The organism is Pandoraea pneumonica (assembly GCF_049918595.1).
GTDB lineage: Bacteria > Pseudomonadota > Gammaproteobacteria > Burkholderiales > Burkholderiaceae > Pandoraea > Pandoraea pneumonica_A.
In genome coordinates this window covers 968,487-989,836 of the sequence record NZ_JBNCRZ010000002.1, presented here as the reverse complement: position 1 = coordinate 989,836, position 21,350 = coordinate 968,487, and the positions used below count along the sequence as shown (strand labels likewise).

The following is a 21,350-nucleotide window of genomic DNA, read 5'->3' as shown; positions in this document are numbered from 1 at the left end:
GCAGTCGCTAAGGGACCCTCAATGGCCGAACGTCATGTTCAACCCAGCAAAGATCTGCCACTTGGGCACATTGCCCAATGTGCGCCACGGAGTACTGCGGTTCGATGAACGCGTTGAGGATGTTTTTGCCGGCGGATATCGCTTTTTGCCACCGACAAGTACGAACGCGTGTTCCCTTCTTCCCCCCCCCCTCAAAACGCCTCGTTGATCTGGAAGTAAGCCCCGCGCGTGCCTTTGCCGAAACCGAGGTCGAGGCGGACGTTGACGCGCGGCTTGAATTCGAACCGGTAGCCGACACCGGCGTTGGGTAACCAGTGCGCCGACGTCAGGTCGCCGGGCTGGTTCGCAATCGCGCCGGTGCCCGCCCACACGACCATGCCGTGGCGACCCACCAGATGGGCGCGGTACTCCAACTGCACAGTGAGCATGTTGCGATCGCGGTACTGACCAAGGAAATAGCCGCGCATGCGCTTGCCGTCGCCGAAAGTCGGCATCATGCTCCACGGCACGTCGCCCCAACTGAATTTGCCGTAGACATCGAGCGCCAGCACGTCGCGCTCGCGAAAGCGGGTGTAGTGGTCGTAAGACATTTCCAGCGACTCGAACGCCGTGCTGCTGCCGAAGGCGCGCCGATAAACCGTCCCCGTCATGATGAACGCCTGCCCCTTGTACGGATTGGGTAGGAAGTCACGGGTGTCGTACGAGAAATTGGCGCTGATGCCGACGCTGCGCACATAGGGACCACCCGGGTCCGTGAGAAACGCGCTGTCGTCGCCCTTGTCTCGATTGACCGCCGAGTCGTAGTGCGCGTCGAGTCCGATGCCGACGTACGTTTGCGGCACTAGCCGCCACAGGAATTTGGGCTGGATGAACACGCTGCGTTTGGTGTACTTCTCCCGGTTCGCATCATCGCTAGCCCGTGCATAGCCCACGCCCCAATACTGTGTCGGCATATTGACGAGCGCACCGGTAAAAACGAAACGATGACCGTCATCGCCGAAAAACGTGGTGTTCTCCACACCGATGCCAGTGGCGCCAGTGACCGTGAAAAAGCCGTGCAACGTCAGGGTGGAGAGCTGCGTGGTTTCCAGTGCGCCGTTGGCGCGATACAACCCCACGGCGGCGGCACCGATACCGAAACCCATCTCGGGGTTGTAGAACGGTCCGGGCATGACGCCCCAATCCATGCCATGACTCACGTCTACCTTGTCGGCGGCGCCTAGCTTTGCCAGCAGACGGTCGAGCCATCCGGCGGGGGCGGCGGCCGGTGCTGTCGACCCTTCCGCTGAATCGGAGGCCGGCGCGCCATACACAACACCGGACAGGCAAGCCCACGTCAGTGCCCCTGCCCTGATCCATGCGCGTACCGGCCCTGTCATGCGGACATGCTCACGTTGGCGAATTGGCGTCGAATTCTGCATCGCGACGTCAGAACCGCAGGAAGGCAGTGAGAATGACATCGCTACGGTTGTAGCCATAGCCGACTTCTGCGAGTAACCCGAAGCGCTTGCTCGCCGCCCAACTCACCCCGACCATGCCGCTCCACGCGCCGGTCACCGACTCGTCGATGCGGTAATCGAGGCGCTGTGTTTGCCCGCCAGCGGCATCGATTGGGATATCGAAGTGCCCGGTCACGGTAGCGCGAGTGCGAAACCATGTGGCCCCGATATAGGGTGTGAGAATGCCAAACCCGCTCAGGTGAATATTCCACCCGATGCGCGGCGCAATATTCCACGACTGAATGCTGCTGTCGGACATCGAAATGTTCGACACGGTGTAGGTCACCGGCAGCGAGAAAAACACGTTGCCGTACGTGCCCACGAGCGTGAAACCCGCGCCGTAGGTGGTGCCGCTGTAGCTGGCTGTCTGCGTCGGCAGGCGGATCGGTTTCGCGCAGTCCGGCCCAGGTCGCCTGCCACCGCACCCGATGTTGATGCCGAAGAACTGTTCAAGGGCGGTCAGCGACGAGAAGCTGATGCCGATATCGCCGCCGCCGTGCACATTGCCGACGATGCCGTAGACATTCATGAACGGGAACAGCCATGCGCCCAACTGAAACTGGTTCGACTGGCTGCGAATGCGCGACTGATCGAACTGCACAAAGTCGGCCGAACGAAGCCCGTTACCGTTGGCACCGACCATCAGGTTCGACATTTGGTAGCGTTGCGTGCCGTTGAAGTACGAGTAGCCCACGTCATACGGATTGGGCAGTTGGTACCCTCGGTCAATCACTCGCTGGGCAAAAAACGGCAGCGCACGATCCCAGTGTTTCTCGGGTTTGGCATCGGTCTGTGCGTCGGGAACCTGTAGATCGACCGGCTTCCCGTCCGCGGGTGTCGCAGTGGGGCCGACGATGCCCCGATACCACCCATGCCGCTCGTTCAACGGAATTTCGGCGCCATCGGCGGCAGTGTCAGGCATCGGCGCCACCACCGTCGCACCGGTCCCGCCCGCAGTCCATGCGAAGGCACAGGAACACGCCGACGAAAGCGCCACCGCTGCGAGTCGTCGCATCAATTCCATGCGCTGCCCACCTGAATATAGAACGCGTTTTCGCCCTTGCTGTGTGCTACGTCGATGCCCACGGCCAGCCCTAACTTTCGCGCAATCAGGTAACGCACCCCCGCCCCGACACTGACGACGGCATCCGCCTCGGAGAACGCCTTCCAACGCCCCCAGGCACGCCCGGCGCCGGTGAAGCCGAGAATCGACCACCGCGGCGTAGCATTCCAGCGCAACTCAGCCTCGACCATCGCCGCGTTGCGATCTTGATATCGCCCCTGCTGCACACCGCGCAGCTTGACGTAGGGCTGCTCGTAGAAAGGGACGTCGCCACTGGAGAACCTGCCGTCCAAACGCAAGCCCAGCACCCATTGATGGGAAATCGGCAGCCACGTGTAGCCTCGGCCGTTGTACGTCTCGAACGATTGCGAACTTCCCGCCCACGGTCTTGCGGCTTGCAACTCCAGCTCCGCATAACTGCCCCGGTTGGGGAAGAACATGTTGTCGCGCGTGTCGTAGTCGATCACAAGGCCAACTTTGCCCACACGCCGCCCAACGTCGGGCACGTTGAGTTCTTGCGCAACTTGTCCTGTGAAATGCGTGTTCGAATCGAAGTAGGTATAGCGCGGCCCGATATACCAATGGGAGTGGCCGATACGGAACAACAACTGCTGTATCGTCAGCCAGCCATTTAGCTGGTACGACCGCGGAGAATTACTCAGACCGTAGTAGTCGGTCTTCATGTTGATCTTGCCGAGCCCGCCGAGATAGCGGATGGCGTCGCCACCCCACGTGTGGAAGTGGACGAGTCCCGCGCCCCATGTGCCGTTCTCGGTCATGGCGCCACCGATACCTGTGATATTCGGGGGTGCCATCTCTCCAGTGGTTTTCGCTGACTCGGCAGCCTCGGCCATCGACTCCGAGAAGAACATCAACATCACCCCGCCGCCGTAGCCGATCGCAGGCTCCGTGATGACGACCGGCACAGGCAATGCCCCTTTGTGGTTGAGCAGGAAATCGCTCGTGTCGAATTTGCCGTCTTCGGGATCGCGCCATACGACGCTGCGCTTGCTCTCCTTCGATTTCTCCGCGTTTGATGGCTCGGTGGCGGGTGTATCGGCGCTTGACTGTGCAAGCGCCGTCGACATCCACGTCATGGCGACCAGCAAGAACACCACGCCCCCGTTCCAAACAACCTTCCGACCACTGCTTATCCGTGCTTGAGAATCGACCACACGCTCTCTCCGAAAGGACGCGGCGTATTCCGGGATGAAATTCAATCTGATTTAAAAGTAATATTTATATTTTCATGAATAATTAAAATTATTGTCATGCCCATAGATGCGATTTCTCTCTTCGAGTTTTTGCGACAATAAGTTAGTTTTTGGCAATCGGTCAAACACTATGGCAAATATATATTCAGGATGTCTATTGAGTTGACAAACAGTTCAATATAGACTTTTCGACAGCAATGGAGGGCTCGGCATAAATTCGGCATTGGCACACCGAATTTCGAAAAATCACTAAATCTGTCGATGCAATGGAAGATGATCGCTATGGCAAAACGCCGCTTCAAGATGGCTCTGTTGTGCGTTGCGATGTTGGGTCTGCGTTGTGCGCCGTCACTGGCCACCGAAGGTGGGTTGGGACGCCCAATTAGCGGGACGGGCGTGCAGCCCGACGCAGGTGTCGTTTCCCCGTCTCCCATGGTGGCCGTCAATTTCGCGGAGATTTATTTCGACGGCAGCATCGGTGGCAGCAAGTCGGTGCCCGTGGCCGGCAAGACATCGCTGGGTCTCGATGGCGAAATTGCCTTCACCCTCGCGACCATTCTGAAGACTTGGGATACCGGAACGGGGAATTGGAATTTCGCGTCCAGTTTCACCTTGCCGTATATCTGGACAAAAGTCTCGGCAACGCTAGGCACTGATCGACGAAGCGCGACGACGTCGCAGAACGCATCCAATCTGTTCGATATCAGCTTTACGCCGTTGACTGCCGGATATCACTTTTCGAAAACCGAGCATATTGCTTTCTCGGTGAATATTTGGGCACCTACTGGCCGCTACGATCCGAACGCCCTCGCCAATCCCAGCCTGAACAACTGGACGTTTATTCCGCAAGTCGCTTATACGAAGATTCTGCCCGCGTACGATCTCGAGTTCGATGTGGTCGCAGGCGTGCAGTTTTATACCCGGAATACCGCGACGAATTACCAGAACGCCCCGTTGTTCACGCTAGACGTCATGGGACTCAAACGCTTTTCCAACGGGCTCGGTGTCGGCCTGATCGTCGGCACGGTGCAACAGCTTGGCAACGACAGTGGCCCAACCGCCGATCAGCTCAACGGCTTTCGCGGGCATGACATTGGTCTCGGCCCGATCGTCACCTACGACACCAAACTCGACGGCAAGCATCCACTGTCATTTTCCGCCCGTTGGGTGCCCACGATCACCAGTACCAACCGCCTCAATAGCACGGCGACGTTCATGGCAACGGCGACGCTCATCTTCTGAACCTTAACGCAATCCCTTTGCCAGCAATGGGAGGTCGCATGAAAACCCTCGTCCTAGTTGCCGGTCTGGCCTGTGCCGGACTGGCCTTCGCGCAGAAACCTGCGGTCTATCCGGCCCACGGCCAGAGCGCCGACAAACAGAGCAGCGACGACGGTGCCTGCTACGCGTGGGCGAAACAGAACACCGGCGTCGACCCGGCTGTCGTCGCGCAGCAAGCCCCGCCCCCGCAAGGCCCGACCGGTGCGCGCGTCGGCGGTGCCGCCCGTGGCGCGGCAGCAGGTGCCATCATCGGCGACGTCGCTCACGACGACCCGGGTCACGGCGCGGCCGTCGGGGCCACGGCCGGTGCCGTCGCTGGCGGTGTGCGCTCTCGGCGCCAGCATGCTGCGCAGGCGCAGGCCGCACAGAACGCGCAGAGTTCAGAGATGACGACGTATTGGCACGCGTACGGCGCGTGTATGGAGGGCCGTGGATACACGGTCAAGTGAACAAGCCCTGGTCGGTTTCGATAGTCTGGCTGGTGCCGCTCGTCGCGGCGCTGATTGGGCTGACACTTGTCGCAAGAACGCTGCTCGAGCGCGGACCGACCATCACCATCGAGTTCAAGAGCGCCGACGGCCTCGAAGCTGGCAAGACCAAGGTCAAGTACAAAGAAGTCGATATCGGCGTGGTTAAGGATATCGAGCTATCCGCCGATCTCTCGTCGGTCCACGTCACGGTCGATTTGACCAAGAACGCCAAGCGATTCGCCGCGAAAGGCTCGACTTGGTGGGTGGTACGCCCGCGCATCGCAGGCGGCAATGTTTCGGGACTGTCTACCCTACTCTCCGGCGCGTATATCGGCGCGGATGCCGGAAAATCGCGCGACGGCGCAACCCACTTCGTCGGCTTGGAAGTCCCGCCAGTCATCTCCAGCGGGCAAGCGGGTAAGACGTTCGTCTTGCACAGCGCGGAAATCGGTTCGTTGGATAGCGGCTCCCCCATCTACTACCGCCGCATTCAGGTCGGTCAAGTCGAGACCTACAGGCTAGACCCCGACGGCAAAGGCGTTACGCTGCGCGTTTTCGTGCGCGCCCCGTTCGATCAATACGTCGGCAGCAACACGCGGTTCTGGCATGCCAGCGGTATCAACTTGCGCCTGGATTCGGGCGGCTTTCAGGTGAATACGCAATCGCTGGCCTCGGTCGTCATCGGCGGCATTGCCTTTCAAGCGCCCGCAGACAATGGCGCAGGCGTGATGGCCAAGCCGGGGCAAGCGTTCTTCCTCGCCGAAGATGAGGCGAGTGCAATGAAATTCCCCGATGCGGATCCGGCACGCGTGGTATTCACGTTCGAGCAGTCGTTACGCGGACTCTCGGTAGGTTCGCCCATCGATTTCCGGGGGATCACGCTGGGGGAAGTCACGTCGATCGGCGTGCAGTTCGATGCCAAGGAAAAACGTCTGGTGATGCCGGTGACGGCCGTGATTTATCCGGAACGCCTGCGCAGGCGTGACCCAACGGGACAACTGCCGGCGGAACAACATGAACGACGTGAGGTATTCAATGCACTGGTTGCCCACGGCCTTCGGGCGCAGCTAAGAACCGGCAACCTGCTGACCGGGCAACTGTATATCGCCTTAGATTTCTTCCCGCATGCGGCACCGGCGCAAGCACCGCAAAACGATGGCGAGACCACGATACCGACCGTACCCAATACGCTAGATCAGTTGCAGATTCAGGTGGCCGACATCGCGGCAAAGCTCAATAAGATGCCGCTCGATCGCATCGGACAGCATCTCGACAGCTCCCTGCGCAAGCTCGACCAGACCATGGAGAGCGCGCAAGGGCTGTTCAAACAACTTGACGCCGAGATCGCGCCCGAAGCGAAATCCACACTCGGCGAGGCGAAAAAGACCTTCGGCACCGCGGAAAAGACGCTTTCCGAGGACGCCCCCATGCAGCAGGACGTCCGCGGTGCAGTCAAAGAACTCAACAGCACCTTGAAGTCGCTCAACGCGCTTGCCGAATACCTCCAGCTGCATCCTGAAGCGCTTATACGCGGGAAGCCGACGGACCCGTCGCCATGAGGGCTTGCCGTGGCCGCACGCCCACAAGCAGGATCCCCATGGCGGCGAGCATGGCCGGAATGGCAAGAATCATGAATAACCCCGCGTTGCTCCATCCGGCACCCAGCAGGAACGCCCCGCCGAACGAGCCGACGACCGCCCCCACCCGGCCGACGCCGAGTGCCCACGCCACGCCGGTGGCGCGATTGGACGTCGGGTAATACGCCGACGCCAGCACGTTCGCGCAAACCTGCGACCCGCTCACACAAAACCCCGTCACAAAAATGCCGAGCGCCAACCACACCGCGCCGTCGGCCACCGCCAACGAAGCCACCGCAACGGCACCCAGCAGGTAGGCCGCCGCCACCACTTTGTAGGGATGAAAGCGGTCGATCAGCATACCCAGCACAATCGCCCCAAGGACACCGCCGCCCTGCAACAAGCCCGCAAACATCGACGCCTGCTTGAGCGTGAGCCCGCTACGCTCGGCCAAAATCGGCAGCCAGTTGATGAGGAGATAGAGCAACAGCAGACTCATGAAGAACGCCAGCCACAGCAGCACCGTGCCACGCCGATAGTCGCGATGGAACAACTGCATGACGGGCGACGCGGGCGAACGCTCGTCAGCCACCGAATAGCGTTGCCCTGGCGCGATACGGCTCGGCGCGACACGTCGCAAAATGGCTGCGATCTGCGCCTGCGTCCCGTTTCGGATCGCCAGAAAACGCACCGACTCCGGCAGCGCGAGCCAAAGCACCGGCACGAGTGCCAACGGTAGCAACCCGCCAATGGCCAACACGCCCCGCCAGCCGAACCCCGCCACGAGATACGCCGTCACCACGCCCCCCAACGCCGAGCCGAGTGAAAAGCCGCAGAACATCAGCGTAAGCAACGTGCCGCGACGCCGTTCCGGGCTGAATTCCGATGTCAGCGTGATGGCGTTGGGCATGGCCCCGCCCAACCCCAGCCCCGTCAGAAATCGCAGCGCGATCAGCCACTCGACATTCGGTGCAAACGCCGCACCGACGCTAGCGGCACCGAACCATGCCACCGACAGAATCAACACGTGACGCCGACCAATGCGATCAGCCATCGGACCACTGCAAAACGCACCGACCATCAGCCCAAGCAGCCCCGCGCTGAACAACGGCCCCAACGACACCATCGACAATTGCCACTCGCTGCGAATGTGCGGCGCAATAAAGCCGATGATGGCGATGTCGAACCCGTCCAATGCCACGATCAGGAAGCACAGCACGCTGATCATGATCTGAAAGCGCGACACGGGGGCCGCGTTGATGAAGTCCCGTACGTCGACCGACGTTTCCCGGGTGCCTTGCTGGTCCATGGCTGTCTCCTGATAGGGCATGTTTGTTTTTATTGAGGTTGTGACGGCAACGCGAACTACGCCGCGTGGCCTCGCAGCGACGGGGCTGCGGCTTGCTCCACTTGCGCGATGAATGCCGGGTCGCGCTGGCGAAGATCTTCGTGACTCACCCGACCGGTACGGCGCATGTAGTCGTAAGCGAAGCTCACGGGATCGAGATGCATGCGGGTATCGACCGATTCGTACCAGTCGAGACTCTTTCGCGCTGCATCCTGAAAGCGGTCCGACGCCGTGCGGCGGCTCTGCTCGAACGCGTCGAACGCCGCGGGAATGTCGTTGCGATGCGCGCACAAGGCTTCGAAGAGTGCGATGGCGTCTTGCATCGCCATACGCGTACCCGAGCCGAGCGAGAAATGCACGCTGCGCAGGGCATCGCCAAGCAACACCACGTTGCCGTGCGACCAACGTGCGTTACTCACCACGCGCGCCTGAAACCAGCTCGAACGATTGGTCAGCAACGAGTGCCCCGCCAGATCGTCGGCAAATACCTGCTCGCACCAGCTGCGGCTCTCGTCCTCCGTCGCGGTATCGAGCCCACAGCGTTGCCACGTCTCGGGGTCGACCTCGACAAGGAAGGTCGACCGATCGGGGCTGTATTGGTAGGCGTGCGCGATGAATACGCCCTGCGGGGTCTGCCGGAAGATCAGCGATACCGGGTGAAACACTTGCGACGTGCCGTACCACGCGAACTTGTTGCGGCGTTCGTCGAACGTCGGTTGGAAGTGCTCAGTCATGCGCGTGCGCACTTCGCTATTCACGCCGTCGGCGGCGATCACCACATCGGCGTCGGGCAACTGGGCCGGATCGACGATGTGGCTGTTGTAACGCACGTCGACACCGGCCTCCGCACAGGCCTGCTGCAACACGCGCAGCATGTCGATGCGGGAGGTGCGCGAAAAATGGTTATTGCTCAGGCGAACCGGCACGCCCTGATGCACGACTTCCATATAGTCGCAGCGCGTGTGATGCGCGGTGAACTTGCGAAAGAAGGCTTCATCCGCGTCTTTCAGAAACGCCAGCGCAATATCCGAGAACACCACGCCCCAGCCATACGTGGCGTCGAAGGCGTTGCGCTCGTGGACGACGATGTGGTCTTCCGGGTGCCGCTGCTTCATCAACAGCGAAAAGTACAGGCCAGCGGGCCCGCCACCGATGACGGCAATTTTCATGTTCGACTCCTGTGTCGGGTATTTCAGGCCAGGCGGGCCTGCGGTTGCGCAGCATCGAGCGCCAGCAGTGCGCCGGCATCGGGCACGACCGGGGCGAGGCCGAGCTGATCGAGCATCTGTCGCACGGTGCTCACGGCAGTCGACGTGACGGGCAAGCCCAGTCGGTCCTGCGCGAGTTGAATCGCTGGCAGCGACGGCATCTGGACACACGCGGACAGCACGACGGCGTCCGCATTGGCGGTGTTCAACCGTTTCACGTCGTCGAGCAATTGCATGGGATTGCGTCGGCCGACTTCGAGGTTGTCCGGTATCTCGAACGACAACGCGTCGAGCACCTCGATGCCTTCGTGTTCGATGTATTCGACCACTGCCTGCGTCAGCGGCTTCATATACGGCGCCATGAGGGCAATCTTGCGGGCACCGAGCGTCTTCAACCCGGCGACCAGCGCTCCCGCCGACGTCATGACAGCGGCTTCGCAGTGGTTCTCGCGCGCCACGCGCCGCAAGTCCGCTTCGACCTGACGGTGATAACCCGGCCCCATCGCCATGATGGCCACTAGGCAGGCCGTGCTCATCACATCCACGCGGGCATCGGCGAGTTCCGCCGCACAGCGCAGCCCTTCCCGGTTCATGGCTTCAAGTTCTTCCTTGACGACGCGATGCATGCGCATGCGGCTGGAATGGAACGTGAATCGCTCGGGCAGCACCTGCTCGCGCGCACGGAACATGGCGGGAATTTCCGTCTCCATCGTCGTGTTCGAGCTCGGGACGATCTGGCCGATGCGAAATAGTGTTTCGGCTGTCGTGAATGTTGCATTCATGAATTCATATCTCCTGCGAGTGAGGGCGCCGCGGCACGCTCGTGTTCTGCGCAACGCGCTCGGTATTGTTCGAGGGCGGACCGTAAAACTTCTGGCATCTCGACAGAGGCACGCTCACCGCGCCGGATGCAGATCGGCGTGAGTCGGGCGACGAATGCGGTCTCACCGTCGGCGCAGCGCGCTGTCATCAGCAGCGTGAAGGTCCGCGTACGGATCTCGGCAACGTCGACGCGCACGTCGAAGATGTCGTCTGGCCAGAGCGAGCGGCGGAAGTCGAATTCGAGCGCTCGCGTCGGTGTGCCGAAGTCGTGGCGGGTCTTGACCGCCTGCGGTGTGCCGCCGAACAGCGATCCGTAGAACAGTTCTGCTACCGAGATGACGTAGTCCGAGAACGTCGCGGTGTAGACCACACCGGCCGGGTCGCACTCCCCCCATCGCACCATGCGGCGCACGGTAAAGGGACACTCGCTCACCACATATTCGGTGCCGGTCATGCGCCCTCCTTTGCCTGCTCGTCGGGGGCGACAGAGGTCACTTCAGCCGCGATCCGGCTCGCAATGGCCGCGCGTAACGATGCCTTGTCGACTTTGCCCACACGGGTGACGGGAAACTCGTCGACCACTTCGACGCGCTCCGGGCATTTGAATTTGGCCAGCCCGTGACCCACGAGGAATGCGCCAAGCTCCGCGATGGAGGGTGCCGAATGGCCGGGCCGCAAGATGAGATAGACACAGCCCTTCTCGCCATAGAGCGGATCGGGCATGGCGACGAGTTTGGCGTCGGCCACGGCCGGGTGGTGGCTGACAAACGCTTCGACTTCCTCGCAGCCGATCTTCTCGCCGCCACGGTTGATGTTGTCGCGCAGGCGTCCTTCGAAGGCGTAGCAGGCCACGCCGTCGATCCGTTTGCGCGTGACCATGTCGCCGGTTCGCACGAAGCCATCGGCGGTGAGGGTCTGCGCCGTCGCCTCGGGCGCCTTGTAATAGCCGCGCAAACTGGACGGTCCGCGGAAGCACAACTCGCCGGGTGTCCCGTCGTCGACCGGCATGTCGGTGCCCGGAAACAGCACGGCGATTTCGTCGTCCGCGCATCCGGACAAGCCCTGTGTGTGGTGCCGCACCGCCGCCGGCAAGTGCGCCCCTGCCCCCATGAGCAAACCTTCCGTCGTGCCGTAGAGGTTGAAGCACGGCACGCCGAGGTGGTCCTCCAGCGAATCGGCCCGGCTCATGGTGCCGAACAGTTGCAGCGACGATAGATCGTGACGCGCCACGTCCTTGTACGCGATCATCTGCGGCGCGACTGGGCCGATCGACAAGCCATGCGTCACGCCGTGCATCTCGATAAGCGTCAGCATCCGCGCAATGTCGACGCGCGGCATCAGGACGGTTGTCATGCCGGTCGCGACCGTCGAAGCCAGCACGTAGAGTTGTCCCGCGTTATGCAGCAGCGGCAACGACCAGATCATGCGGCTGTGCTCGGACATGCCAATGTGCTGCATCCACGCCAGCGAGTGGCCGATGTACTCGGCATGAAAACGTGGAATGATCTTCGGCACGCCCGTCGTACCGCCCGAGAGCTGAAAGCTCAATACGTCTTCGCTGCCGATGCGAATATCGCCCAACACGTTACGGGCGCGCTCCAGCGACATCGCGTCGATGAGTGCATCGATGCTGTGATTTCCCGGCGCAGCACCGGCGTGCCCCGCCCGTGCCACGAGCAGATGCTCGATCGAAGGGTGGCGCGCCATCATCTGACGCGCGAAGGTCACCAGATCGAAGGCGGAGAAATCGGCTTGCACGAAATAGCCGCGCGCCTCGGACTGCGCCGCCAACTGGCCAATCTCGACTTCCCGGTATTGGGGTACGGCGCACACCGGCACGATGCCCGCCTTGTAAGCCCCCATCAACGCGATGACGGTGTCGACCGTCGTGCCCATCTGAAAGATCGCCCGGTCGCCGGGACGCAGACCCAGTGCCAGCAACGCCGCGCCCAACCGTTCGCTGCGCTCGTCGAGTTGGGCGAAGGTCAGCGACGCCTCGTCGCTCAGATATGCGGGACGATCAGGCACCCGACGGGCCGTTGCACGCAGCGCATCGCCCAAGGTCGTGTCCACCCAGGCGTTCGAGGCGAGGTAGCGCTGCGCCAGTTCAGGCGGGCAGTACGTCACCCCGTCGATTCGATGAAAAATACCGCTCATGTTGTCTCCTGCTTTTCTCTGCGCCGCTTATGCGTTCGGGGCAATTCTCACGACGTCGCGCTCGAAGCTTTCGATCCGGCCATCGAGACCGCCGGTGAACAAGCCGTACCAGACCGCGGGTTTCAGTCCTAACGCCCGGCGCTCGAAGGTCACCGGTGTCTCACTGGAAATCACGGTGTAGTCGCCGACCACCGCCAACTGGCACGAAGGCATTTCGCGCGCCGCATCGATCAACGACGAGAATTCAGGCACGTTCAGCACATAGATGTGCAGCGCCTTCGATTTCGCCCCCGGGACGTGTGCGGCCAGTGTCGTCCCAGTCGGGTTGGCTTGCTCAGCTTTGCGTCGCCAGACGCGATCGATGCTAGCGAACGGCTCACCGCCCGCACGCGCCGCATCCTCGATGGCCATGGCTGCGCCGAGCGTCGCAGCGGCGTCACGGGCATCGGTGGCGTCTAACGCGCGCAGCTTGCGCGTGATTTCGATGAAATACCCATTCGGGTCGCGAAAGTAGATCGACTCGATGACCTCATGGGCCGTTTCGGCGGAAACTTCCACACCCTGTGCCTGCAACCGGGCTTTCCAGCGCAGCAGATCCTCCTGGGTATCGACGAGCCACGCGGTGTGGGTGGCGTCGAACACATGGTCGTCGGGCAACGGCGCGCGGCCCGGACGGGTCGAGAGCGCGGCGGGCTCCTCGCTTCCAAGGTAGTAGAAGAACGCAATCGTGCTGCCGTTTCCGCTATCGAAGAAGAAATGCAGGAAGTCCGGGTGCGTCGCTGGCCCCCAGCCGCGGGCGGAAATCGTGTGGATGAGCGGCAAGCCGAGAATGTCGCGATAGAACTCGACGGTTTCTCGCAGGCGCCACGTGGGCCGCGCCGTGTGATCGACGCCGTGCAAGCGCAAGGCCAGATCCGGTGCGGGGATATCGTTCAACTTCATGTCGGGTCTCCCGAGACGTAAGGGTTCGGAGGAAAAGGCATCGTCATTGGGCAAAGTGCTCGCGCAGCCAGTCCTGTAGCAGGCGGCCAGCGATATAGCGACCGGCCTCTTCGCCGTCGGCCAACGCTCGCCCATGGTGGTCGCCGCGTACGCGCCGATGCGTCTTCTGCGTTGCGCCAATGGCGGCATAAATGTCGGCGATCACGCTGGGGAAACACGCCTGATCGCCGGTGTATTCGATAAGCAGCGTGGGTTGTTCGATGGCTGCGGCGGTCTTGGACAGCAGCGCGTTCGACGACAACCCCGACCACGTCGAGAGCCACGCTTCGGGTGAGCACACACGTGCAAACCCCACCGCACCGTAGTTCGAAGCGAACGGATCGCTGCCCCAAAGCGAGCCGTACTTGCGGTCCGAAGGATCGAGCGTCAGGTCGAAGCAACGCAGGTCCGCGTCGGTGCGCCAGATCGTCATCAATGGCGTATGGGCAGCCATGCGACGCAGGCGAGCATCGTTCGCCTCGCCTTCGCGTTTCAATCGTTCACGAGCCCCTTGGCGCGCCGCAATCAGATCGCGCGCCATGGCGTCGATGCGGGCCACGCGTGCGGTTTGGGCGGCGCGATAACGCGCGACGAAATCGGCTTGATAGCGCGTCGACACAGCAGGCGACGTGCCTGCCGCGTTGCGCTGCGGCAGAGCGAAGCCGTTGGCCGAGTCGAACGGATCCAACGACGGGTCGACCGACAGTGCGTCGTACTCGTTCGTCACCGACGGGTCGATACAGGTCTGCAATAACGCGCCCTGCCCCGGATGCGGTGCCACGAATACCATGCCATCGACCGGCGGCATATCCAGCGAGGCGAGCTTCGTCGGGCGCCCGGCGGGCGTGCGCTCGATACGCGATTCAGGTGCGAGATTCGATTGCTGTACGTAGAGCGCATACAACCCGCTGCCGCCGGAGTTGCCGACCAGCACCACGCGTTTAAACCCGAGGTCGCGCAGGTTCCGGATGGCTGCTGCCACGTCGTAGAGCGCAAATTCGTGCTCCAGACGCATGTCGTTACCGACCGAGCGCGGCGCTTGCGTCCACGCCGCGTAGCCCGCGCCAACGATGTCCGGAATCAGGTAGTGGCATGCCATGAACTCACGGGGATGCATGATGCAAACCACGGTATCGGGCGAACCTTCGGGCACATAGAGCGATCCGCTCGTCGCCGCACCATCGGCGGTGCGCAGCACCACATTGCGTGTGGTCGTGTTCGGCGGCAGGTCGCGCGGATTCCAGTCGGTATTCAGAAACCCCGCCGTCGGGCTCTGACGCCCGGCATGACCCGGTTCTGGCTGATGCTGTTGACGCATGTCGTCACCTCCTTTTTCAACATGCTAGTTCATTTTTTTACGAATGAGTAAACATTTCGATGAAAATTTGACGAATGTGTAAAAACACGCCGGCAGCAGTCCCGATAGCCTTTGCGTGTCGATGAAATTTGGTTATCGTTGGGACTTTCTGACGCTTGCGTCAAAAGACGACCAGAGGAGCGGCCATGACGAAGGCACAAACGAAAAGCGACGCGTTGCGGGAGAACATTCTGGAAGTGGCCACCCGGTTGTTCATTGAACGCGGGTTCGACGGCACCAGCTTCAACGACATTGCGGACGTGGTAGGCGTGAGCCGCCCGGCGCTGTACTACTACTTCAAGAGCAAGGAAGCGATTCTCGAAGTGTTGACCACAGTGGTCACGCGAGCGGCCGGGCAATTGGCCTCGGAGGCGCTGCCAAGCGACATGCAGCAACCGGCTGCGATGCTGCGGCATCTGGTGTTGCGCCATGCGCACTTGATCCTGACGCACCCGTTGGCGTTTCGCGTGGTCGAGCGCAATGAAGACAATTTGCCGCCTGAGCAACGCGAGCTCGCCGAACAGTCCCGCCGTGCCGTGCTGGAGCAGTTTCGGCACGCCATCGAACTCGGTATCGAGCGCGGCGATTTTCGTGTGATGGATGCCAAGATTGCCGCGTTTTCGATCATCGGCATGTGCAACTGGACGGCGTGGTGGTTCACGCCTAGCGGGTCGCGCAAGGTGGATGAAATCGCTGAACAGATTGCAGAGATGGCGCTTCGGTCCGTCGGACAGGACGCCGGGCGCGAATTGCACGCACCGAATGCCGCGGGCATTCTCAAGCGGCTACGTGACGATATCGACTTGCTCGAACGGCATGTCGGTAAGGCATAAAGGTAACGCGCGCCGCTGGTGCTTCGTCGCGCTACTTGCGCATCTCGACGCGAAGATGCCGATAGTCGAGTTGCCGCAGGTCGGCCACGTTGACGCCGGGTGCCGCGACCATCAGGATTTGATCCGCGAGCGACGCGAAGTCGGCACGAAAGTGCACCGAACTTTTCAGCGCGAGTACCCGGTAATCGGACGGGTTGGCGCCCACGTGCCGGAACATCGCCTGATCGGCGGCCTGCTGCTTGCGGCTCGACACGACAATGTCCACACCTCGCACGCGTACCCGCGCCATCGGCCCCAAGTCCATTCGACAGCCCTGATAAAACGGCCCCGTGCCGGTGAATTGCCCGTCGCCTAACGCGATCACATCGAACTCGGCGACTAGCGGGCCAGCACCGATACCGCTTGCACCGCCTAGCCCGGAACGCAGCCTCCCGCCAACACCGGCCACGTGCGCAGCGGCGGCAAATACCGGATCGCAAACGACGCCCGCCAGTACCGCCTGGGCATTAGCCGAGACCAACGTGTGAAGCAGATCGGTGGTGTCTCCATTGGCCCCACCACCAGGATTATCTTGCGTGTCGGCCAGAATCACGACACCCGGCCCCGTATGACGGCAGGCAATCTCCACCGCCTCGGCAGATGAATAAAGGGTGCCGTTAAACGCGTCGGCGGACTGCGCGACAGCCGCGGCGAGGTCGTCGGCTAAGCGCTCCGCAGTCTCGGCGGTCTGCGCATAAACCAGCACGCTCGGTGCCGAATCGGGAACGTCGGCTAACGGAAAACCCGGCGCGAAAGCAGCAAACCATACGCCCGGGGTACCACCCGCCTCAATCGTTCGCGCCATCAACGACGCCGCAGGCTCCGTCAGCGTGCTTTGCCATTGCATCGGGATGAGAAACGGCAGGCGTCGCCAGACCTTTGCAGGCCGTTCTCCGGCGAGCACGCGATCCAGAACGTCCGCCGCCCGTCGACCGGTATCCGCCATATCGACGTGCGGATAAGTCCGGTACGGCACCAACGCGTCGGCGTGCCGCACCATGGCGTCGCTGATGTTCGCGTGAAAATCGAGCGCGGCCACGATAGGCACGTCGGGTCCGAGTTGTGCCCGCAGTCGCCGCAACAGTTCGCCTTCGCCATCGACGAGATGCTCGCAGACCATCGCACCGTGCAGGTCCAGAAAGAGCGCGTCCAGCGGCCCCGCATCGCGAATCGCCAGCGATAGCATGAGCGCCACGGCTTCGAAAGCATCCTCCGTCACCGGACCGTTCGGATTCGCCGAACACCAAACGAGCGGCACCCGCGTGTGGGCGGCACTAGCGTCGATGAAGCCCGACAACGCCAGATTCACCCCCGCACACGCCTCGAACATCTCGTCGCCCGACAGCAATCCCGGCCACGCGTCGGCGGCGATGAAGTCTGCCAAGCGCGTGCGCTGCGTTGAAAACGTGTTGGTCTCGTGCAGAAAACCGCCAATGCCGATACGCGCCATCGTCATCCCTTACAAGTCGCCGCGCACGGCCGCGGTGAATAGTCGCGCGTAAGCCGGCGAGTCGAACGCAATGGGATTCGTGCCTGCCGACCCATCGGCCACCGCCATGTCGCCAATGCGCTGTGCTTCGTGCGCATCGATACCGATCTCGGCGAGCGTGTGGGGAATGCCAATCGAGTCGCGCAACGCCAGCACCCAATCAAGGAACCCTTCGAAGCTCGCAGACGGAAGATCGAGATAGCGCGCCAGTGCAGCGATCCGATCACTGATCGCCGACTCGTTGGCGCGCAGCACATAGGGCATGAGAATCGCATTGAGCATGCCGTGATGCGCATCGTACAAAGCCCCCAGCGGATGTGCCAACGCGTGCATCGCGCCCAACCCGCGTTGGAATGCCGTCGCACCCATGCTCGACGCAACGAGCATTTGCTGACGTGCCTCGAGATCCGCCCCGTCTCGCACGGCACGTGGCAAATAGTCCTTGATCAGGCGCATTCCTTCCAATGCGATGCCCGACGCCATCGGGTGGTAGAACGGGGAGCTATAGGCTTCCAAATTGTGCGACAGCGCATCCATGCCAGTCGCCGCGGTCAACTTCGCAGGCAGGCCCGCGGTCAGTTCGGCATCGAGGATAACGACGCTCGGCAACATGCGCGCGTGAAAAATGATGCGCTTCACATGCGCCGCTTCGTCGGTGATGACCGACGCCCGCCCCACTTCCGAGCCCGTGCCTGCCGTCGTCGGCACGGCAACCACCGGTGCCATGCCCGCCACATCCACACGCAAGTAGTTGTCGCCGACGTCCTCGAAATCCCACAGCGGGCGGGTTTGTCCTGCCATCAGCGCAATCGCTTTGGCTGCGTCGAGCGCCGAGCCGCCGCCGAATGCGATCACGCCGTCGTGCTGGCCATCACGGAACGCACGCACGCCGTCGTCGACGTTGGTGCCGGTCGGGTTGCCCTTGATATCGTGAAACAGCCCGCACGGCAGACCGGCAGACTCGCATGCCGCACGGGCCTGTGTGAGCATCGGTATAGCGGCCAGCCCTGGGTCGGTGACGAGCAACGGGCGCGTCATGCCCAGACGCTTGCACCAATCGGGCAGCTCTCGCACCCGCCCAACCCCCACTTTGACGGCGGTCGGGTAGTTCCAATTCACGGCAGCAGGCTTCATCGTTTCTTCCTTGGCAATCGTTCAGTGTTTAGGTGTTGGAACGTTAGAGGGCGCGCAGATGGAACGACTTGGGCTGCGTCAGGTGTTCATAGCCGATGACCGACAACGACGCACCACGCCCGGTGTTCTTCACGCCCGTCCACGCCAATGCGGGATCGAGGTAATCGCATCGGTTCATGAAGAAGGTGCCGGTGGCGACGCGCTCGCCAATGCGCACGGCAGCGTCTTCGTCGCGTGTGAATACGGCGGCCGTGAGTCCGTAAGGGCTGTCGTTCATCCACCGGATCGCCTCGTCGTCGCCCTTCACACGCATAATGCCCACCGCCGGACCGAAGCACTCGTCGTTCATGAGCGTCATGCGGTGATCGACGTCGACCATCAACGCCGGGGCCATGTACGCGGTGCCGTCACGATCGGCGGTGAAACGTGCTGCATCGATCAGATTGCGCGCTCCGCGCTCGAGCGCGTCGGCGAGGATCCCGCGCACGCCTTCCGCTGCCGACACGCGTACCAACGGGCCAAGGGTCGTCTCCGGCTGCATCGGGTCGCCGAGCACATATTGCTGCGTGAGTGCGACGGCCTGCTCGACAAACGCGTCGTAGACCGCGTCGGCCACGTAAATACGTTGAATGCCACAACAAGACTGTCCCGAGTTGAAGAACGCGCCGTCGACGAGCGTCTCGACAGCGTGATCGAGCTTCGCGTCGGCCCGCACGTACGCAGGGTCGTTCCCGCCCAGCTCCAGCCCGACACCGATGAAACGCCCTGCTGCCGTGCGCTCCACCATGCGTCCGCCGTTCACCGATCCGGTGAAGGACACATAACCGATCTCCGGCGCGGCGATGAGACGCTGCGTCATCTCGTGATTGGCGTGAACGAACTGGAACACATCGGCGGGAAGTCCCGCTTCGACAAACGCGCGATGCATCATCTCGGCGCACAACGGCGTTTGCTCCGAGTGCTTGAGGATGACGGCGTTGCCCGCGACCAACGCGGGCACGATGCTGTTCACCGCAGTCAGTAGCGGGTAGTTCCACGGTGCGATGGTGAGTACGACACCTATCGGTTCGCGCTTGATATAGCGAGTGAAACCGGCTTGTGGCGCGACCGCTACGGGTGCTAGTGCCGATTCCGCGATGTCGATCATGTGCCGCGCCCGTGCTGCGAAGCCGTCGACTTCGCCAGGTGTGTAACGCAGTGGCCTGCCCATTTGCAGCGTGATGGCTTGGGCGACCTCGTCGCGCATGGCGACAAAGCGCTCGACCGCGGCACTGACGAGCGCCTTGCGTTCGCTCAATGCGAGTGCGCGCCACGCGGGCTGCGCCGCCTGTGCTCGGGCGAGCATGGCGGCGAGCGTTGCTTCGTCGACGTAGGGACGACGCACGACCTCGCGGCCGTCAATCGGGCTGATGGTAATGAGTTCCTGTTTCATGAGCGCCTGAGAAATAGATCGAGGAGTTCGGAAAATCGGGAATTGTTGGGCCGTCGCAGCTCAGATGATTTCGAAGTACCGTGACAGTTCCCAGTCGGTGACGTGGCGGCGGAATTCGCGCTCTTCCCACTCACGGGTCGCAGCGAAGTGTTCGACAAACGGCGCACCGAAAAGCGTGGTGGCGGCCGTCGAGCTGCGCAGGCGTTGCGCGGCGTCCCACAGCGTGTTCGGCAACTTGAGATGCGGCGAGAATTGCTGTGCGTATGCGTTGCCCTGCACCATCGGCTCGGGTTCCAGCCCCGTTTCGATGCCGTACAACCCTGAGCCAAGCGCGGCAGCCAGTGCAATATACGGATTGGCGTCGGCCGATCCGATGCGCACCTCGACGCGCTGCGACTTTTCGCTGCCGGGAATGAGCCGCAGTGCTGTCGTGCGATTCTCCATGCCCCAGGTGGCATCCAACGGTGCCCAGTAGCCCGGCACCAGCCGCGAGTAACTATTGACCGTCTGCGCGTACATCGCCATGAATTCGGGGAGATAACGCTGCACGCCCGCCATAAAGCTCGCCTGCGTCTTGCTCATGCCGAACGGCTGGCTCTCGTCGTAGAACGCCGAGCGCTGGGTAGCCTTGTCACGCAGCGACAAATGAATGTGACCGCTTTGCCCCGGGTGGTCGTGAGACCACTTCGCCATGAACGTCGCCATCAGACCATTGCGCTGGGCCAGCGCCTTGGTAAAGGTCTTGAAGAGAAAGCCCTTGTCAGCCGCGTTGGCAGCGAGGTCCACCGCCAGTGCTGCCTCTAGCACGCCGGGCCCGGTTTCCGTGTGCAGCCCTTCGATGGGCATGTCCATGGCTTCGCACATCTCGTTCAACTGGCGATAGAACTCAGAGGCGACGGTGCTGCGAAGTACCGAATAGCCGAAGTTGCCGGGCGTCCAGTTCTGGAGATTGCGGTAGCCCTTCTCGCGTACTGACTGCGGCGTCTCGGAGAACATGAAGAACTCATATTCGAGCGCCGCGTAGGCGTCGAAACCGAGCTTGTCGGCCCGGGCGAGCACCCGGTGGAACAACCTGCGTGGGCAGACTTCGGCAGCGGGGCCATCGAATTCGGCGAGGAAGACGAGCATCGGCTCGCCTTCGGGGCCCAGTTCCAGCGGCAAGCGGCGACAGCTCTCTGGAATGATGCGCACTTGTGCGTCGGGATACGCCGTGTGCCAGCCCGTGTATTGAACGTTGTCGTACAGATGATCGTCGAGATCCCAGCCCAGTACGACGTTGCAAAAGGCAAAGCCCGATTTGAGTGCCGACAGGAATTTGTCGCGGCGCAGGTATTTCCCGCGCATGACGCCGTCGATATCGGACAACCCCACTTTGATATGCGTGAGCGCACTTGCCTCGACCAGCGCTATCGCATCTGCCACCGTTTTCACCGCGCGTTCTTGCAT

The 21,350-nt window shown here is 62.0% G+C and carries 18 protein-coding genes; 4 read left to right on the top strand and 14 right to left on the bottom strand.

Features of this window, described 5'->3' with window-relative positions; translation table 11 throughout:
- Positions 1-191: 191 nt before the first annotated feature.
- The 3 genes from ACPWR9_RS10940 to ACPWR9_RS10930 all read right to left on the bottom strand — a co-directional run bounded on the left by ACPWR9_RS10940 (position 192) and on the right by ACPWR9_RS10930 (position 3,659).
- Positions 192-1,379 carry a BamA/TamA family outer membrane protein gene (locus ACPWR9_RS10940; protein WP_426296928.1) on the bottom strand — a complete coding sequence of 396 codons (1,188 nt, stop codon included), beginning with the start codon at positions 1,377-1,379 and terminating at the stop codon, positions 192-194.
- A gap of 49 nt (positions 1,380-1,428) precedes the next feature.
- Complete coding sequence (locus ACPWR9_RS10935) at positions 1,429-2,421, bottom strand: hypothetical protein (RefSeq protein WP_426296929.1); 993 nt, start codon at positions 2,419-2,421, stop codon at positions 1,429-1,431.
- Between the two features lie 92 nt (positions 2,422-2,513).
- Entirely contained in the window at positions 2,514-3,659 is a 1,146-nt protein-coding gene (locus ACPWR9_RS10930; protein WP_426297957.1) for a BamA/TamA family outer membrane protein, read from the bottom strand.
- A gap of 399 nt (positions 3,660-4,058) precedes the next feature.
- Between ACPWR9_RS10930 and ACPWR9_RS10925 the strand changes: the two genes are divergently transcribed.
- From ACPWR9_RS10925 to ACPWR9_RS10915, 3 genes are read left to right on the top strand one after another with little or no spacing between them, the layout of a single operon-like run.
- On the top strand, positions 4,059-5,018 hold the full coding sequence (locus ACPWR9_RS10925; RefSeq protein WP_426296930.1) for a SphA family protein: 960 nt from the start codon (positions 4,059-4,061) through the stop codon (positions 5,016-5,018).
- A gap of 38 nt (positions 5,019-5,056) precedes the next feature.
- Complete coding sequence (locus tag ACPWR9_RS10920; RefSeq protein WP_426296931.1) at positions 5,057-5,506, top strand: glycine zipper domain-containing protein; 450 nt, start codon at positions 5,057-5,059, stop codon at positions 5,504-5,506.
- The gene (locus ACPWR9_RS10915; protein WP_426296932.1) at positions 5,503-7,086 is read left to right on the top strand and encodes an intermembrane transport protein PqiB; all 1,584 of its coding nucleotides are present in this window, start codon (positions 5,503-5,505) and stop codon (positions 7,084-7,086) included. The genes ACPWR9_RS10920 and ACPWR9_RS10915 overlap by 4 nt, the downstream gene beginning before the upstream one ends.
- On the opposite strand, the gene ACPWR9_RS10910 is transcribed toward ACPWR9_RS10915, so the two are convergent.
- Genes ACPWR9_RS10910 through ACPWR9_RS10880 form a run of 7 tightly spaced genes read right to left on the bottom strand, consistent with a single transcriptional unit; the run spans position 7,052 to position 14,938 of the window.
- Positions 7,052-8,413 (bottom strand): MFS transporter, encoded by a 1,362-nt coding sequence (locus ACPWR9_RS10910; RefSeq protein ID WP_426296933.1) that lies wholly within the window; start codon positions 8,411-8,413, stop codon positions 7,052-7,054. The two genes, ACPWR9_RS10915 and ACPWR9_RS10910, sit on opposite strands and share 35 nt — an antisense overlap.
- Before the next feature lie 56 nt (positions 8,414-8,469).
- Positions 8,470-9,621 (bottom strand): FAD-dependent monooxygenase, encoded by a 1,152-nt coding sequence (locus ACPWR9_RS10905; protein ID WP_426296934.1) that lies wholly within the window; start codon positions 9,619-9,621, stop codon positions 8,470-8,472.
- Positions 9,622-9,644: 23 nt separating this feature from the next.
- On the bottom strand, positions 9,645-10,442 hold the full coding sequence (locus ACPWR9_RS10900) for a maleate cis-trans isomerase family protein (RefSeq protein WP_426296935.1): 798 nt from the start codon (positions 10,440-10,442) through the stop codon (positions 9,645-9,647).
- Positions 10,439-10,936, bottom strand: coding sequence for an acyl-CoA thioesterase (locus ACPWR9_RS10895; RefSeq protein ID WP_426296936.1), 498 nt, complete (start codon positions 10,934-10,936; stop codon positions 10,439-10,441). The genes ACPWR9_RS10900 and ACPWR9_RS10895 overlap by 4 nt, the downstream gene beginning before the upstream one ends.
- Complete coding sequence (locus tag ACPWR9_RS10890; RefSeq protein WP_426296937.1) at positions 10,933-12,639, bottom strand: AMP-binding protein; 1,707 nt, start codon at positions 12,637-12,639, stop codon at positions 10,933-10,935. Before ACPWR9_RS10890 ends, ACPWR9_RS10895 begins: the two co-directional genes overlap by 4 nt.
- Positions 12,640-12,666: 27 nt before the next feature.
- Positions 12,667-13,581 (bottom strand): VOC family protein, encoded by a 915-nt coding sequence (locus tag ACPWR9_RS10885; protein ID WP_426296938.1) that lies wholly within the window; start codon positions 13,579-13,581, stop codon positions 12,667-12,669.
- A gap of 43 nt (positions 13,582-13,624) precedes the next feature.
- Positions 13,625-14,938 carry an alpha/beta hydrolase gene (locus ACPWR9_RS10880; RefSeq protein WP_426296939.1) on the bottom strand — a complete coding sequence of 438 codons (1,314 nt, stop codon included), beginning with the start codon at positions 14,936-14,938 and terminating at the stop codon, positions 13,625-13,627.
- Between the two features lie 185 nt (positions 14,939-15,123).
- Here ACPWR9_RS10880 and ACPWR9_RS10875 point away from each other — a divergent pair, with 185 nt between their 5' ends.
- Positions 15,124-15,810 carry a TetR/AcrR family transcriptional regulator gene (locus ACPWR9_RS10875; protein ID WP_426296940.1) on the top strand — a complete coding sequence of 229 codons (687 nt, stop codon included), beginning with the start codon at positions 15,124-15,126 and terminating at the stop codon, positions 15,808-15,810.
- Between the two features lie 31 nt (positions 15,811-15,841).
- On the opposite strand, the gene ACPWR9_RS10870 is transcribed toward ACPWR9_RS10875, so the two are convergent.
- Genes ACPWR9_RS10870 through ACPWR9_RS10855 form a run of 4 tightly spaced genes read right to left on the bottom strand, consistent with a single transcriptional unit; the run spans position 15,842 to position 21,350 of the window.
- Positions 15,842-17,305, bottom strand: a complete 1,464-nt coding sequence (locus ACPWR9_RS10870; RefSeq protein WP_426296941.1) for a M81 family metallopeptidase — start codon at positions 17,303-17,305, stop codon at positions 15,842-15,844.
- Positions 17,306-17,308: 3 nt separating this feature from the next.
- On the bottom strand, positions 17,309-18,472 hold the full coding sequence (locus ACPWR9_RS10865) for an iron-containing alcohol dehydrogenase (protein ID WP_426296942.1): 1,164 nt from the start codon (positions 18,470-18,472) through the stop codon (positions 17,309-17,311).
- A gap of 43 nt (positions 18,473-18,515) precedes the next feature.
- Positions 18,516-19,904 (bottom strand): aldehyde dehydrogenase family protein, encoded by a 1,389-nt coding sequence (locus ACPWR9_RS10860; RefSeq protein ID WP_426296943.1) that lies wholly within the window; start codon positions 19,902-19,904, stop codon positions 18,516-18,518.
- Between the two features lie 60 nt (positions 19,905-19,964).
- On the bottom strand, positions 19,965-21,350 hold the full coding sequence (locus ACPWR9_RS10855; protein WP_426296944.1) for a glutamine synthetase family protein: 1,386 nt from the start codon (positions 21,348-21,350) through the stop codon (positions 19,965-19,967).